Source organism: Frateuria defendens (assembly GCF_001182895.1).
In the GTDB taxonomy this organism is placed as follows: domain Bacteria; phylum Pseudomonadota; class Gammaproteobacteria; order Xanthomonadales; family Rhodanobacteraceae; genus Frateuria_B; species Frateuria_B defendens.
This window is the reverse complement of record NZ_LFQR01000040.1, coordinates 1-13,401: the sequence shown is the minus strand read 5'-3', so window position 1 is coordinate 13,401 and position 13,401 is coordinate 1. Positions and strand designations below refer to the sequence as shown.

Below are 13,401 nucleotides of genomic sequence, written 5' to 3'. Positions count from 1 at the left end.
CGTTGTTTCGTATGCAGCGCAGGGCTGCATACGTATTCATGCAGACCCCTCGCGGGCCGCCATCGCGGTGCAGCACGGGCGTGCGGAAGCGGGCGTGCGCGGGCTTTCCCACATGGAATCGCCACCTTGCGCGAGAGCGCTGGGCGATGCGCCGGCAGCGCGCGGCGCGCCGGGGCGGCGTCTATGTTGCGACCGCCGCATGCATGAATACGTATGCAGCCCCTGCGAGGGCGTGAAGGGCTGCGGCTAAGCTCCACACCCGTTCGCCGCAGCTCGCCTGGAGCACACGGCCTCTTTAGGGATATCGTTGCATGGCCGGTTCACCCTGGTGGCGCGGCGCCGTCATCTACCAGATCTACCCGCGCAGCTTCCTCGACACCGACGGCGACGGCGTGGGCGACCTGCCCGGCATCGCCGAGCGGCTGGACTACGTGGCGGGCCTGGGCGTGGACGCGATCTGGATCTCGCCGTTCTTCAAGTCGCCGATGGCCGACTTCGGCTACGACATCGCCGACTATCGCGCGGTCGATCCGCTGTTCGGCACCCTCGAGGATTTCGACCGCCTGCTCGCCAAGGCCCACGGGCTCGGCCTCAAGGTGATGATCGACCAGGTGCTCAGCCACACCTCGGTGGAGCACGCCTGGTTCCGCGAAAGCCGCGAGAGCCGCGACAACCTCAGGGCCGACTGGTACGTGTGGGCGGACGCGAAGCCCGACGGCTCGCCGCCGAACAACTGGCTCTCCCTCTTCGGCGGCACCGCCTGGCAGTGGGAGCCGCGGCGCGGGCAGTACTACCTGCACAACTTCCTCGCCTCGCAGCCCGACCTCAACTACCACCACCCCGCCGTGCGCGCGGCGATCCTGGACGAGGTGCGCTTCTGGCTCGAGCGCGGCGTGGACGGCCTGCGCCTGGACGCCATCAACTTCTGCTTCCACGACCCGCTGCTGCGCGACAACCCGCCCAAGCCGCCGGCCGAGCGCACCGGGCGCGGCTTCAGCCCGGACAACCCCTACGCCTTCCAGTACCACTGGTACAACAACACGCAGCCGGAGAACCTGGGCTTCCTCGAAGACCTGCGCGCGGTGCTCGACCGCTACCCCGGCCGCGTGGCGCTGGGCGAGATCTCCTCGGAGGATTCGCTGGCGACCATGGCCGAGTACACCCGTGGCCATCGCCTGCACATGGGCTACAGCTTCGAGCTGCTCACCGAGGATTTCAGCGCCGCCCACATCCGCGACACGGTGTCGAGGCTGGAAGCGCAGCTGACCGAGGGCTGGCCGTGCTGGGCGATCTCCAACCACGACGTGGAGCGCGTGCTCAGCCGCTGGGGCGGCGCGCGCGCCTCGGCGCGGCTGGCCAACCAGTTCACCGCGCTGGTGTGCGCGCTGCGCGGCAGCGTGTGCGTGTACCAGGGCGAGGAGCTGGGGCTGGGCGAGGCGCAGGTGCCCTACGAGGCGCTGCGCGATCCCTACGGCATCGCCTTCTGGCCCAACTTCAAGGGCCGCGACGGCTGCCGCACGCCGATACCGTGGACGGGAGAGGCGCCCGGCGCCGGTTTCAGCCGCGGCACGCCGTGGCTGCCGGTGCCGGCGGAACACCGCGCGCTGGCGGTGGCCGCGCAGGAGGCCGACGCGCACTCCGCGCTGCACGGCTTCCGCCGCTTCCTGCACTGGCGCCGCACGCAGCCGGCGCTGTGCGAGGGCGACATCGCCTTCCTCGACACGCCCGAGCCGGTGCTGGCCTTCACCCGCCGGCTCGGCGGGGAGACTGTGCTGGTGGCCTTCAACCTCGGCGATGCCGCGGTGGAGATCGCCGTGCCGCTGGCCGGTGCGCTGCATCACCTGGACGGCCACGGCCTGCTGGCCGGCTCCTGCGCGGGCGGGCGGCTGCAATTGCCGGCGTGCGGGAGTCTGTTTGCGCGAGTCGGCTGACGCGCCGTCCGCTTGGCTTCCTCTCCTCGCGGGGAGAGGGAGCCGGTCGCGGTGAGCTTTGGCCGTGTGCGCTTGGCTTCCTCTCCCCCGCGGGGAGAGGAGAGGACCGAGGTGAGGGGTGGTGCTCGCGGTGAAGCTCGCTCGAAGCGAGGTTGTGGCGACCGTGTCCCCTCACCCCAACCCTCTCCCCAACGGGGAGAGGGAGCCGTTACGGCGAGCGGGCGGGCTTCGCGCTTTGCTCCTCTCCCGCCGGGGAGGGGAGCAGGTCACGGTGGGCACGAGACACCTGCGCCTCCCCGGCCGCCATGCCATGCCCCCGACCTGCCTATACTCCTTCCACCCGAAGGAGAAGGAGAGCCGTGCCGTGGGACAGATGCTTGCGTTGGTGGTGGTGGCCCTGGTGGTGGTGGTCATCGTCAAGCTGGTGCGCGTGGTGCCGCAGGGCTACGAGTGGACGGTGGAGACCTTCGGCCGCTACACCCGCACGCTGACGCCGGGCCTGCATTTCCTCATCCCGGTCTACCACGCGGTGGGCCGCAAGATGAACATGATGGAGCAGGTGCTGGACGTGCCCTCGCAGGACGTCATCACCAAGGACAACGCCGTGGTGCGGGTGGACGGGGTGGTGTTCTACCAGGTGCTGGACGCCGCGCGCGCGGCCTACGAGGTGGCCAACCTGGAGCAGGCCTCGCTGGCGCTGGTGATGACCAACATCCGCACGGTGCTGGGCTCGATGGATCTGGATGAATCCCTGAGCAAGCGCGACGTGATCAATGCCCAGCTGCTGCGCGTGGTGGACGAGGCCACCCACCCGTGGGGCGTCAAGGTCAACCGCATCGAGATCAAGGACATCTCCCCGCCGCGCGATCTGGTGGATGCGATGGCGCGGCAGATGAAGGCCGAGCGCGAGAAGCGCGCCAACATCCTGGAGGCCGAGGGCCTGCGCCAGAGTGCCATCCTCAAGGCCGAGGGCGAGAAGCAGTCGGCCATCCTCGCCGCCGACGGCCGCAAGGAGGCGGCGTTCCGCGAGGCGGAGGCGCGCATCCGCCTGGCCGAGGCGGAGGCCCAGGCCACGCGCATGGTGTCCGAGGCGATCAGCAGCGGCAACGTCAACGCGCTCAACTATTTCGTCGCCAACAAGTACGTCGAGGCGCTGAAGGAAATGGCCCACTCGCCCAACCAGAAGACCCTGCTGCTGCCGATGGAGGCCACCGGCATCCTGGGCTCGCTGGCCGGCATCGCCGAGCTGGCGAAGGCGTCGCTGGATCAGCAGCAGGCGCCGCCCACGCCCGGCCGGCGCCCGCCGCCGCCGGTGGGGTGAGACGGCGCGGGCCGCCTGCCAGGCACGGCTCTGCCCGCGTCGTGCTGTAGGCGCGCCTTGCGCGCGACCGCTCTTAAGTTCCATGCGCAGCGAAGAGCGGTCGCGCGCAAGGCGCGCCTACATCCCGCCGGCAGGTCTTGCAGCGGGGGCGCAAACCGCTTTTGGCCCAGCATTTCGGCTAACGTTCTTTCCCATGCCGCGCCGTTCGCCTTCGCGGACGGCGCGGCTGCTTCCATCCCGGGCGCCTTTCCGGAGTCGTCGATGTCCCAATCGTTCGCCTTGCATGACCTGTGGTGGATCCTCGCGCTGTTGCTGATCGGCGCCGAGCTGCTGCTGCCGGGCTATTTCCTGCTGTGGATCGGCATCGCCGCCGCGGCCACCGGCGTGCTGCTGCTGGTCGTGCCCGGCCTCTCGCTGCTGGCGCAGGCGGTGGCGTTCGCCGTGCTGGCGGTGCTCGCCTGCCTGGTCTGGTGGCATGGCGTGCGGCCGCGCCTGCGCCTGCGTGCGGCCCACGAGGCACACCTCAACCGCCGCGGCGAGCAGCTGATCGGCCAGCGCTACGTACTGGTGGAGGCCATCGTCAACGGTCGCGGCAAGGCGCGGGTGGGCGACGGGCAGTGGCTGGTCAGCGGGCCGGACCTGCCGCGGGGCGCGATGGTCGAGGTGTACGGCGTGGACGGCACCACCCTCAAGGTGCGTCCGGCCGCATGAGCGCGATCCAGCCGAGCGCGGCCGCCGCGGCGCCGCTCAATACCCGCATCGCCTTCCTGGTCGAGCTGGCCCGCCGCCTGCACCAGTACGGCGCGCCGGCGCCGCGCCTGGAGATGGCGATCGCCGCCTCGGCCCAGCGGCTGGGCCTGAGCGCGGACGTGTGGTCCAGCCCCACCGCCATCATCATCTCCTTCGCCGACCAGATGCAGAGCGAGGAAGAGGCCACGCCGATCGCCCGCGTGATGCGGCTGCTGCCCGGCGACGTGCACCTGGCGCGCCTGTGCGCGGCCGACGCCATCGCCGACCGCACCGTGGCCGGCGAGCTGGCCCTGCGCGAGGGCTTCCACCTGCTGCGAGAACTGGGCAGGCCGGACACGCGCCGCGCCCAGGCCTGGCTGATCGCCAGCTACGGGCTTTCCGCCGCCAGCGTGGTGGGCCTGCTGCTGCACAGCTCGTGGGCGGACCTGCTGGTGGCGGGCGTGATCGGCCTGATCATCGGCGTGATCACCGTGCTGGCGATCACCCGCCCGCGGCTGTCCGCGGCGAGCGAGGCGATCTGCGCGATGGTGGCGACGCTGCTGGCGACGGCGGTGAGCGCCTTCGTGGTGCCGCTGGCGGTGAAGTCGGTGGTGGTGGCGAGCCTGATCGTGCTGCTGCCCGGCATGGCGCTGACCACCGCCGTGCGCGAGATCTCCAGCCAGCACCTGGTGGCCGGCGTGGCGCGCATGGGCGGCGCGGTGGCGACCCTGCTCAAGCTCACCTTCGGCACCGTAGCGGCCAGCCAGCTGTGCGCGGCGCTCGGCATCGAGGCCGGCGGCTATCCGCTGTCGCCGCTGCCGGGCTGGACCGAATACCCGCTGCTGCTGTCCTCGGCGCTGGCCTTCGCCATGCTGTTCCGCGCCGCGCCGCGCGACTGGCCGGTGGTCATGGGCGCGGTGATCCTGGGTTATTTCGCCACCCGCTGGGGCGGGGCGATGTCCGGCGCCATCGCGGGCGCGCCGTTCGGCGTCTTCCTGGGCGGCCTGCTGCTCGGCGGGCTGGCCAATCTCTATGCGCGCTACATGCATCGCCCCGGCGCGGTGATCCGCGAGCCGGGCATCATCCTGCTGGTGCCGGGCAGTGTGGGATTCCGCAGCGTGTCCTATCTGTTCGAGCGCGACACCCTGCTCGGGGTGGATACCGGCATTTTGCTGATTACCCTGCTGATCTCGCTGGTGGCCGGACTGCTGTTCGGCGATTTGCTGATTTCGCCGCGCCGTTCGCTATAGGCGGCAATTTGCCGCAACCGGGCGGCGCTTAAATCCCACGGATGCCAGATAAGCAAAACGCCGGCACGGGGCCGGCGTTTTGCTTGGCAGTGGACAACTTACGACGGATCAGATCGCCAGATCCTTTTCCTTCTTGCCGGCCTTCAGCGCATCGTTGAACCAGCGCGGGCGCTTGCCGCGGCCGGACCAGGTCTGCTCCGGATTGGCCGGATTGCGGTACTTCGGGGCGACCGCGCCGGTGCTGCGGCGGGGCTTGCGCGCGCCACCGAAGATATCCTCGAAGGAATAACCCTCGGCCTTGATCAAGGCATGCACTTTCTCGCGCAGCTTGACCACTTTTTCCTTGCGCAGCTCGGTCTGGCGCAGCTGGGCCTTGCTGATCAGGTCATTGAGCTGATTGTGGTTGAGATTCTTGATATCGACAGCCATGAATGCCTCCGTAGTTCTTATGTGAATCGGCCCGCCAAGGCGGCGGAATGCTTGGCACCATCCTGGTTCGGGGCGGATTCTTACCGATTTTCTGGTCGAATGCAAAAGCCCATTGCAGAAAATGCCATGCCGTCGCGCATTGGCGGCGCGAATGGGCGGAATTTATCGCGGCGCCTGCGCCGGGGTTTGGCGAATAGTTGCGCGTGAATCGAATGCGCGCATGCACGTTCTCGGCATTATTGCCCCGGCAGGCGAATGGCGCCGCCCGCCATGCCGGACCGGGTGAAATCCGTGGCGCGCCGGCATGGCCGGCATTCGCCCCGCCGGCCGGCGTCCGCGGGCGCCGGCCGGCGAATGGGGTTTTCAATCGAGCAGGGTAAACAGCTCGTCGCGGGTAATGGCGCGCGCTTCGGCTTCGTCGCGCTTGCGGTATTCGAGCGTGCCGGCGGCCAGGCCGCGTTCGCTCACCACCACGCGATGCGGAATGCCGATCAGCTCCATGTCGGCGAACATCGCGCCGGGGCGCAGGCCGCGGTCGTCCAGCACCGTCTCGATGCCGCGCGCGGACAGCTCCTCGTAGAGCGAGGCGGCGGCCGCGTCCACCTCGGGGCTGTTCTTGGGGTTGATCACGCACACCGCCACGCGCCAGGGCGCCATCGGCTCGGGCCACACGATGCCCGCCTCGTCGTGGCGCTGCTCGATGGCGGCGGCCACGATGCGGCTGACGCCGATGCCGTAGCAGCCCATCAGCATCGCGCGCTGCTTGCCGGCCTCGTCCTGCACGGTGGCGCCCAGCGCCTGGGCGTATTTGTCGCCGAGCTGGAACACGTGGCCCACCTCGATGCCGCGCGCGGTCCTGAGCGTGCCCTGGCCGTCCGGCGAGGGGTCGCCGGCGATCACCTGGCGCAAGTCTTCCACCCGCGTGATGCGTGCGTCGCGCTCCCAGTTGGCACCGGTGTAGTGGCTGCCGTCGGCGTTGCCGCCGCAGACGAAATCGGCCAGCACGGCGGCGCTGCGGTCCACGATCACCGGGATTTCGGCGGGCAGGCCCACCGGGCCGATGAAGCCGGGGCGCGTGCCGGTGAGGGCGAGGATTTCCTCCTCGCTCGCCAGCACCGATTCGCCCGGCAATTCCAGCAGCTTGGCGGCCTTGACCTCGTTGATCTCGTGATCGCCGCGCAGGCACAGCGCCACCAGGCCGTCCTTGCCGCGCACCAGCAGGGTTTTCAGGCACTGCTGCGGCGAGACTTTCAGGAATGCCGAAACTTCATCGATGGTTTTCTGCCGCGGCGTTTCCACCCGCGCGAGTTCGGCCGTGGGGGCGGGGCGCTGGATGGCGGGCGCCAGCGCCTCGGCCTTCTCGATATTGGCCGCGTAATCGGAGCCGTCGGAAAAGACCAGCGCGTCCTCGCCCGAATCGGCCAATACCTGGAATTCATGGCTGGCATTGCCGCCGATGGCGCCGGTGTCGGCCTGCACCGCACGGAAGGTGAGGCCAAGGCGGCTGAAAATGCGGGTATAGGCCTGGTACATCACCTCGTAGGTTTCGGCGAGCGACTCGGGCGTGAGGTGGAAGGAATAGGCATCCTTCATCAGGAATTCGCGCGCGCGCATCACGCCGAAACGGGGGCGGATCTCATCGCGGAACTTGGTCTGGATCTGGTAGAAATTGACCGGCAGCTGCTTGTAGCTCTTCAGCTCATTGCGGGCGAAGTCGGTAATGACTTCCTCGTGCGTGGGGCCGTAGCAGAATTCCTGCTCCTTGCGGTCCTTGATCTTGAGCAGCTGGCCGCCGAATTTCTCCCAGCGGCCGGTTTCTTCCCACAATTCCCGCGGCTGGATCGAGGGCATCAGCATTTCGATCGCGCCGGCGCGGTTCATTTCCTCGCGCACCACCGCTTCCACTTTGCGCAATACACGCAGGCCCAGCGGCGACCAGGTGTACAGGCCGGCGGCGAGCTTGCGGATCATGCCGGCGCGCAGCATCAGCTTGTGGCTGGCGATTTCGGCGTCGGCGGGCACTTCCTTCACGGTGGCCAGGTGGAATTGGCTGAGGCGCATGGCAGGTCATTCCGGGCTTAAAAAAAGAGGCCGAGTATAGCGGGCGCGCGGGCGGTCCCGGCCGGGTTTTCCGGCCGGGAGGCGATGGGCGCGAAGTCGCCGCGCGGCCGCTGCGCCGCCGGCGGATTACTTGCAGTACTGCTGGTACTGGTTATTGGCCGTGGCGAGCTGCTGCTGGCGCTCGGCGTCGTCGAGCAGGTGCTGCTTGCCGCCGTTCTGCACCACCACCGGGCCGCTGCCGTTGAGCGCGGCGAGGTTGGTCTTGAGCGAGGCGCACAGCTTGGTGCGGTTCTCCGGCGTGTCGGCCACCGGGAGCGAAGAGGCGGCGGGCTCGGCGGGCTTAGCGGCGGACTCGGCCGGTGCCGGTGCCGTCGGCGCGGCCAGCGGCTCGGCGCTGCCGCTGGGCGTGATCTGCTTGTAGCGGGTGCCTTGCGGCGGCGGCGTCTCGGAGTAGTGGACCGTGCCGCTGGCGTCGGTCCATTTGTAGACCTGCGCGGCGGCCAGCGGCGCGACGAGCAGCAGCACGACGGCGAGGAGCGGGCGGCGCATGGGTTTCTCCGGGTCCGAATTCGGATGGTGGCGCCCTTGTTAACACCCTCCAGGGTCGGACTCAAGCGGCATGGTTTACACTGCGCGCAGCACGTCACGGATTGTTTCATGAGCGATAGCACGCCCGTGCGGGTACCGCGCCATCGCGGCATCTACCTGCTGCCGAACCTGTTCACCACCGGCGCCATGTTCGCCGGTTTCTACGCCATCGTGGCCAGCATCGACGCCCGCTTCGCCGATGCGGCGATCGCCGTGTTCGTGGCCGCGCTGCTGGACGGCATGGACGGGCGCGTGGCGCGGCTCACCGGCACGCAGAGCGAGTTCGGCGTGCAGTACGACTCGCTCTCGGACCTGGTGAGCTTCGGCCTGGCGCCCTCGCTGGTGATGTACAACTGGTCGCTCTCCGCGCTGAAGGATTTCGGCCCGCTGTGGGGCAAGGTGGGCTGGGCCGCGGCCTTCATCTACGCCGCCTGCGCGGCGCTGCGGCTGGCCCGCTTCAACACCCAGGTCGGGGTGATCGACAAGCGCTATTTCCAGGGGCTGGCGAGCCCGGCCGCGGCGGCGGTGTGCATGGCCCTGGTGTGGAGCATGGAGAACGCCGGAGTGAGCGGCGCCAGCCTGTGCTTCGTGACGCCGGTGCTGGCGGTGGTGGCGGGCCTGCTGATGGTCAGCCGCTTCCGCTACTTCAGCTTCAAGTCGCTGCCGACCGGCGACGGCGGGCGCGTGCCGTTCTGGTGGGTGGTCGCCGCCGTGCTGGTGCTGGTGCTGCTGGCGCTCGATACCGCGCGGGTGCTGTTCGCGGTGTTCGCGCTGTATCTCCTGTCCGGGCCGGTGCTGACCCTGTGGGGCCGCGCCACCCATCGCCGTCGCGCGCGGCGCGGCGCGGCATGAGCGCCCTGCCGGCCAGCGCGTTGCCGCCGCCTCGCCGGGCCCGCCTGCTGCAGGCGCTCGGCATCACGCCGTGGGCCTTGCGCACGCAGGCGCCGACCGCGGATGCGCCGGCCGGCGCCACGGCCGAGCCCGCCTCGATACCGCCGGCCGCGGGCCATTGCGTGGTGGTGCTGCCGGCCGGCTGCGCCCCGCGCGAGCTCGACCTGCTCGGCCGCGCGCTGCTCGCCGGGGGGGGCGAGCTGGCCCGCGCCGCGCGCATCGGCGTGGCGGACGGCCGCCCGGTCGCGCCGCTGCCGGCGGCGCCGGCCTACCTGGTGTTCGGCCAGGCGCAGGCGCACGCGCTGGGCCGCGAGCTGCCGGCGGCGGTGATGAACCAGGCGCAGATCGTGCTGGTGGACGAGCCGGCCGCGGTGCTCGGCCAGGGCGCCGGCAAGCGGCGGCTGTGGACGGCGGTGCGCCAGCTGCGCCGGGCGCTGCGCGGGGGCTGAGCATGGTCGCGGTCGCCCGGCCCGATGCCGAGATCCGCGTCATGCGCCGCGAGGACCTGCCCGCGGTGAGCGCCATGGAGCGCGCCTCCTACGATTTCCCCTGGTCGCAGGGCATCTTCGCCGACTGCCTGAAGGCCGGTCACCCGTGCTGGGTGATGCGGGTGGAGGGCGAGCTGGCCGGCTACGGCGTGCTGTCGGTGGGCGCGGGCGAGGCGCACGTGCTCAACCTCTGCGTGGGCTCCGACTGGCGCGGCCGCGGCCTCGGCCGCTACCTGCTGCGGCGCCTGCTCGACATCGCGCGCTGGAACGGCGCGGAGCGGATCTTCCTGGAAGTGCGCCCGTCCAACCCGGTGGCGCAGGCGCTGTACGAATCGGTGGGCTTCGCCCAGGTCGGCCGTCGCCCGCGCTATTACCCGGCCAAGGACGGGCGCGAGGACGCCATCGTGATGGGGCTGGATCTGCTGCCGCGCGCCTCTTGAGGCGTGGCGCGGTTATCTTTTCTCCCCGCCGGGTTCGGCAGCATCGAAGTTCGACCGAAGCCTCGTCTTGCCATGCCCGCGCAGGCCGCGCATCCAGCCTTCCCGCTCGCGTACGGCCTGATTCCCGGCCTTCGCCGGAATGATGGCAAGGGCGCTGGAGCTTCGGCGCCAGAAGGGAGCGGGGCGGGCGCGGCCGGGCGCGACGACGCCCGCGCAAAGCGGGCGCGGCCGCTCAGCTCAGCCTCCCAGCTTGCGCGCCTGCTCCTTGAGCGCCCCGAGCTGGGTGCCCCAGTCCACGATGCGCTGGCGCTCCTGCTCCACCACTTCGGCCGGCGCGTTGGCGACGAACTTGGCGTTGCCGAGCTTGGCCTCGCACTTCCTGATCTCGCCCTCGATGCGGCCGATCTCCTTGGCCAGTCGCGCCTGCTCGGCGCCGAGGTCGATCAGGCCGGCGAGCGGGATCAGCACGCGCAGGCTGCCGACCACCGCGGCGGCCGCGGCGGGTTCTTCCGCGCCCGGCTCGATCCACTGCGGCGCCTCGGTGCGGGCGAGGAAGGCGATCTGCGCGGCGAACTTGGCCGCGCGGGCACGGTCGCTGGCCTCGCCGTCGGCGAGCCGCAGCGGGATGGTCTTGCCCGGCGCGATGTTCATCTCGGCGCGGATGCGGCGCACGCCGGAGAGCACGCCCTTGAACCACTCGATCTCGGCGCGGGCCGCCTCGTCGGCGGCGAAGTCGTCGGCCTTGGGGTACGGACGTGCAAACACCGACTCGCCCGCCACGCCCAGCTGCGGCGCCACCGACTGCCAGATTTCCTCGGTGATGAAGGGAACGACCGGGTGCAGCGCGCGCAGCACCGCCTCCAGCACCACCAGCAGGGTGTGGCGGGTGGAGGCGGCGGCCTCCGCGTCCTCGCCGTTGAGGGCGGGCTTGGACAGCTCCAGGAACCAGTCGCAGTACTCGTTCCACACGAACTCGTAGAGCGATTGCGCCAGCAGGTCGAAGCGGTAGGTGGCGAAGTGCTGCTCCACCTCCGCCAGCGTCTGCTTCAGCCGCGTGAGGATCCACCGCTCCGCCTCGGTCGCGGGCGTTGCCCGATTCCCGATGCCCGACTCCCCATTCCCGACATTCAAAAGCACGAAGCGCGCCGCGTTCCACAGCTTGTTGCAGAACGCCTTGTAGCCCTCGGCGCGCTTGATGTCGAAGTTGATGGTGCGGCTGTAGCTGGCCAGCGCGGCGAAGGTGAAGCGCAGCGCGTCGGTGCCGATGGCCGGGATGCCCTGCGGGTAATCCTTGCGCACGCGCTTCTCGACCTTCTCGCGCACCTGCGGGATCAGCAGCGAGCGGGTGGACTTGGCCACCAGCGGTTCCAGCTCGATGCCGTCGATCAGGTCCAGCGGGTCCAGCGTGTTGCCCTTGGACTTGGACATTTTCTGGCCCTCGGCGTCGCGCACGATGGCGTTGATGTACACCTCGCGGAACGGCACCCGGCCGGTGAAGTACTTGGTCGCCATCACCATGCGGGCGACCCAGAAGAAGATGATGTCGAAGCCGGTGACCAGCACGGCGCTGGGCAGGAAGAGCTGATCGTGCGACCAGTCGGCGACGACTTCGCCGCGCTCGTTCTTCACTGGGCCATCGAGCGGCCAGCCCAGCGTGGAGAAGGGCCACAGGGCGGAACTGAACCAGGTGTCCAGCACGTCGTCGTCCTGGCGCAGCGCGCCCACCGGCGCGGTGGTGGCATGCGCGCGCGCGTCGGCCTCGTCCTCGCCCACGAAGATGTTGCCGGCCTCGTCGTACCAGGCCGGGATGCGGTGGCCCCACCACAGCTGGCGGCTGATGCACCAGTCCTGGATGTTCTCCAGCCACTGCGTGTAGGTGGTGGACCAGTTCTCCGGCACGAACTTGATCTCGCCCGAGCGCACGGCCTCCAGCGCCGGCCCGGTGATCGCCTTGCGGCCGCCCGGACGGCCATCCGCCTGGACGTCCGTGGTGAGGTCGATGAACCACTGGTCGGTGAGCATCGGCTCGATCACCGCGTCCGAGCGCTGGCTCACCGGCACCTGCAGTTTGTGCGGGCGGGTCTCGACCAGCAGGCCCGCGGTTTCGAGATCGGCCAGCACCGCCTTGCGCGCTTCGTAGCGCTCCAGGCCCTGGTACTTGGCCGGCGCGTTCTCGTTGACCCTGGCGTCGAGGGTGAAGATGTTGAGCGGCGCCAGGCCGTGGCGCTGGCCGAGCGCGTAGTCGTTGAAGTCGTGCGCGGGGGTGATCTTCACCGCGCCGGTGCCGAACTCGCGCTCGACGTAGTCGTCCGCCACCACGGGGATCTCGCGCCCGGTCAGCGGCAGGGCGATGGCCTTGCCCACCAGGTGGGCGTAGCGCTCGTCTTCCGGATGCACCGCCACGGCGACGTCGCCGAGCATGGTTTCCGGGCGGGTGGTGGCGACCACGATGCTTTCGTCGCTGCCGGCCACCGGATAGCGGATCGACCACAGGTGGCCGTCGCGCTCGACGTTGTTCACCTCCAGGTCGGACACCGCCGTGCCCAGCGCCGGGTCCCAGTTCACCAGGCGGTTGCCACGGTAGATCAGGCCGGCGCGGTACCACTCCACGAACACCTTGCGCACCGCGGCCGAGAGCCCCTCGTCCATGGTGAAGCGCTCGCGCGACCAGTCGGCGGCCACGCCCAGGCGGCGCATCTGGTTGGTGATGGTGGAGCCGGATTCCTCCTTCCACTGCCACACGCGCTCCACGAACGGTTCGCGGCCGAGGTCGTGGCGGCTGCGGCCGTCCGCGGCGAGCTGGTTCTCCACGATCTTCTGGGTGGCGATGCCGGCATGGTCGGTGCCCACCTGCCACAGCGTGTCGAAGCCGCGCATACGGTGGTAGCGGATCAGCATGTCCATCACCGTCTGCTGGAACGCATGGCCCATGTGCAGGGTGCCGGTGACGTTGGGTGGCGGCAGCAGGATGCAGTACGGCTCGCCCGCGCCCGAGGGCCTGAAGTCGCCACTGGCTTCCCAGCGTGCGTACCACTTCGACTCGATCGGGCGGGGCTCGAAACTCTTGTCCATCTAGGGGCTCGTCATGGCGCGCCGCGGGCGCGCTTGAATGGGGGCAAAGCGGCCATTGTACGGGGTGGGGGGAGGGGGTGCCAAAGCCGCCCGCGTGGGCTTTCTTGCGGGGAGGGTCAGGGGGCTGGCTCTTCGAGGCATGGCCGCCGATCAGGCCGGATCATGGATCGGGCGGCGCCGACGGCCACCACTTCATGGAGA

The 13,401-nt window shown here is 69.9% G+C and carries 11 protein-coding genes; 7 read left to right on the top strand and 4 right to left on the bottom strand.

The features are described from left to right. Positions 1–311: 311 nt before the first annotated feature. From ACH65_RS06205 to ACH65_RS06190, 4 genes are all read left to right on the top strand, one after another. Positions 312–1,931, top strand: coding sequence for an alpha-glucosidase family protein (locus ACH65_RS06205; RefSeq protein ID WP_049621719.1), 1,620 nt, complete (start codon positions 312–314; stop codon positions 1,929–1,931). Between the two features lie 364 nt (positions 1,932–2,295). Further along, entirely contained in the window at positions 2,296–3,252 is a 957-nt protein-coding gene (locus ACH65_RS06200) for an SPFH domain-containing protein (protein ID WP_049621718.1), read from the top strand. A gap of 261 nt (positions 3,253–3,513) precedes the next feature. Next, positions 3,514–3,963 (top strand): NfeD family protein, encoded by a 450-nt coding sequence (locus ACH65_RS06195; RefSeq protein WP_049621717.1) that lies wholly within the window; start codon positions 3,514–3,516, stop codon positions 3,961–3,963. Next, positions 3,960–5,231, top strand: coding sequence for a threonine/serine exporter family protein (locus ACH65_RS06190; protein ID WP_049621716.1), 1,272 nt, complete (start codon positions 3,960–3,962; stop codon positions 5,229–5,231). Before ACH65_RS06195 ends, ACH65_RS06190 begins: the two co-directional genes overlap by 4 nt. Before the next feature lie 108 nt (positions 5,232–5,339). Here ACH65_RS06190 and ACH65_RS06185 read toward each other — a convergent pair whose 3' ends face one another. From ACH65_RS06185 to ACH65_RS06175, 3 genes are all read right to left on the bottom strand, one after another. Beyond that, a complete protein-coding gene (locus ACH65_RS06185; RefSeq protein WP_049621715.1) occupies positions 5,340–5,660 on the bottom strand; it encodes an H-NS histone family protein in 321 nt (106 codons plus the stop codon). Between the two features lie 363 nt (positions 5,661–6,023). Next, entirely contained in the window at positions 6,024–7,721 is a 1,698-nt protein-coding gene (locus ACH65_RS06180; protein ID WP_049621714.1) for a proline--tRNA ligase, read from the bottom strand. A gap of 126 nt (positions 7,722–7,847) precedes the next feature. After that, a complete protein-coding gene (locus tag ACH65_RS06175) occupies positions 7,848–8,270 on the bottom strand; it encodes a DUF4124 domain-containing protein (RefSeq protein WP_049621713.1) in 423 nt (140 codons plus the stop codon). A 108-nt stretch (positions 8,271–8,378) separates the two neighbouring features. Between ACH65_RS06175 and ACH65_RS06170 the strand changes: the two genes are divergently transcribed. From ACH65_RS06170 to rimI, 3 genes are read left to right on the top strand one after another with little or no spacing between them, the layout of a single operon-like run. After that, entirely contained in the window at positions 8,379–9,161 is a 783-nt protein-coding gene (locus tag ACH65_RS06170; RefSeq protein WP_049621712.1) for a CDP-alcohol phosphatidyltransferase family protein, read from the top strand. Beyond that, positions 9,158–9,649 (top strand): hypothetical protein, encoded by a 492-nt coding sequence (locus tag ACH65_RS06165; RefSeq protein ID WP_049621723.1) that lies wholly within the window; start codon positions 9,158–9,160, stop codon positions 9,647–9,649. The genes ACH65_RS06170 and ACH65_RS06165 overlap by 4 nt, the downstream gene beginning before the upstream one ends. 2 nt (positions 9,650–9,651) lie before the next feature. Beyond that, entirely contained in the window at positions 9,652–10,128 is a 477-nt protein-coding gene (gene rimI, locus ACH65_RS06160) for a ribosomal protein S18-alanine N-acetyltransferase (RefSeq protein ID WP_049621711.1), read from the top strand. A 237-nt stretch (positions 10,129–10,365) separates the two neighbouring features. Here rimI and ACH65_RS06155 read toward each other — a convergent pair whose 3' ends face one another. Beyond that, entirely contained in the window at positions 10,366–13,200 is a 2,835-nt protein-coding gene (locus tag ACH65_RS06155; RefSeq protein WP_049621710.1) for a valine--tRNA ligase, read from the bottom strand. Between the last annotated feature and the right edge of the window lie 201 nt (positions 13,201–13,401).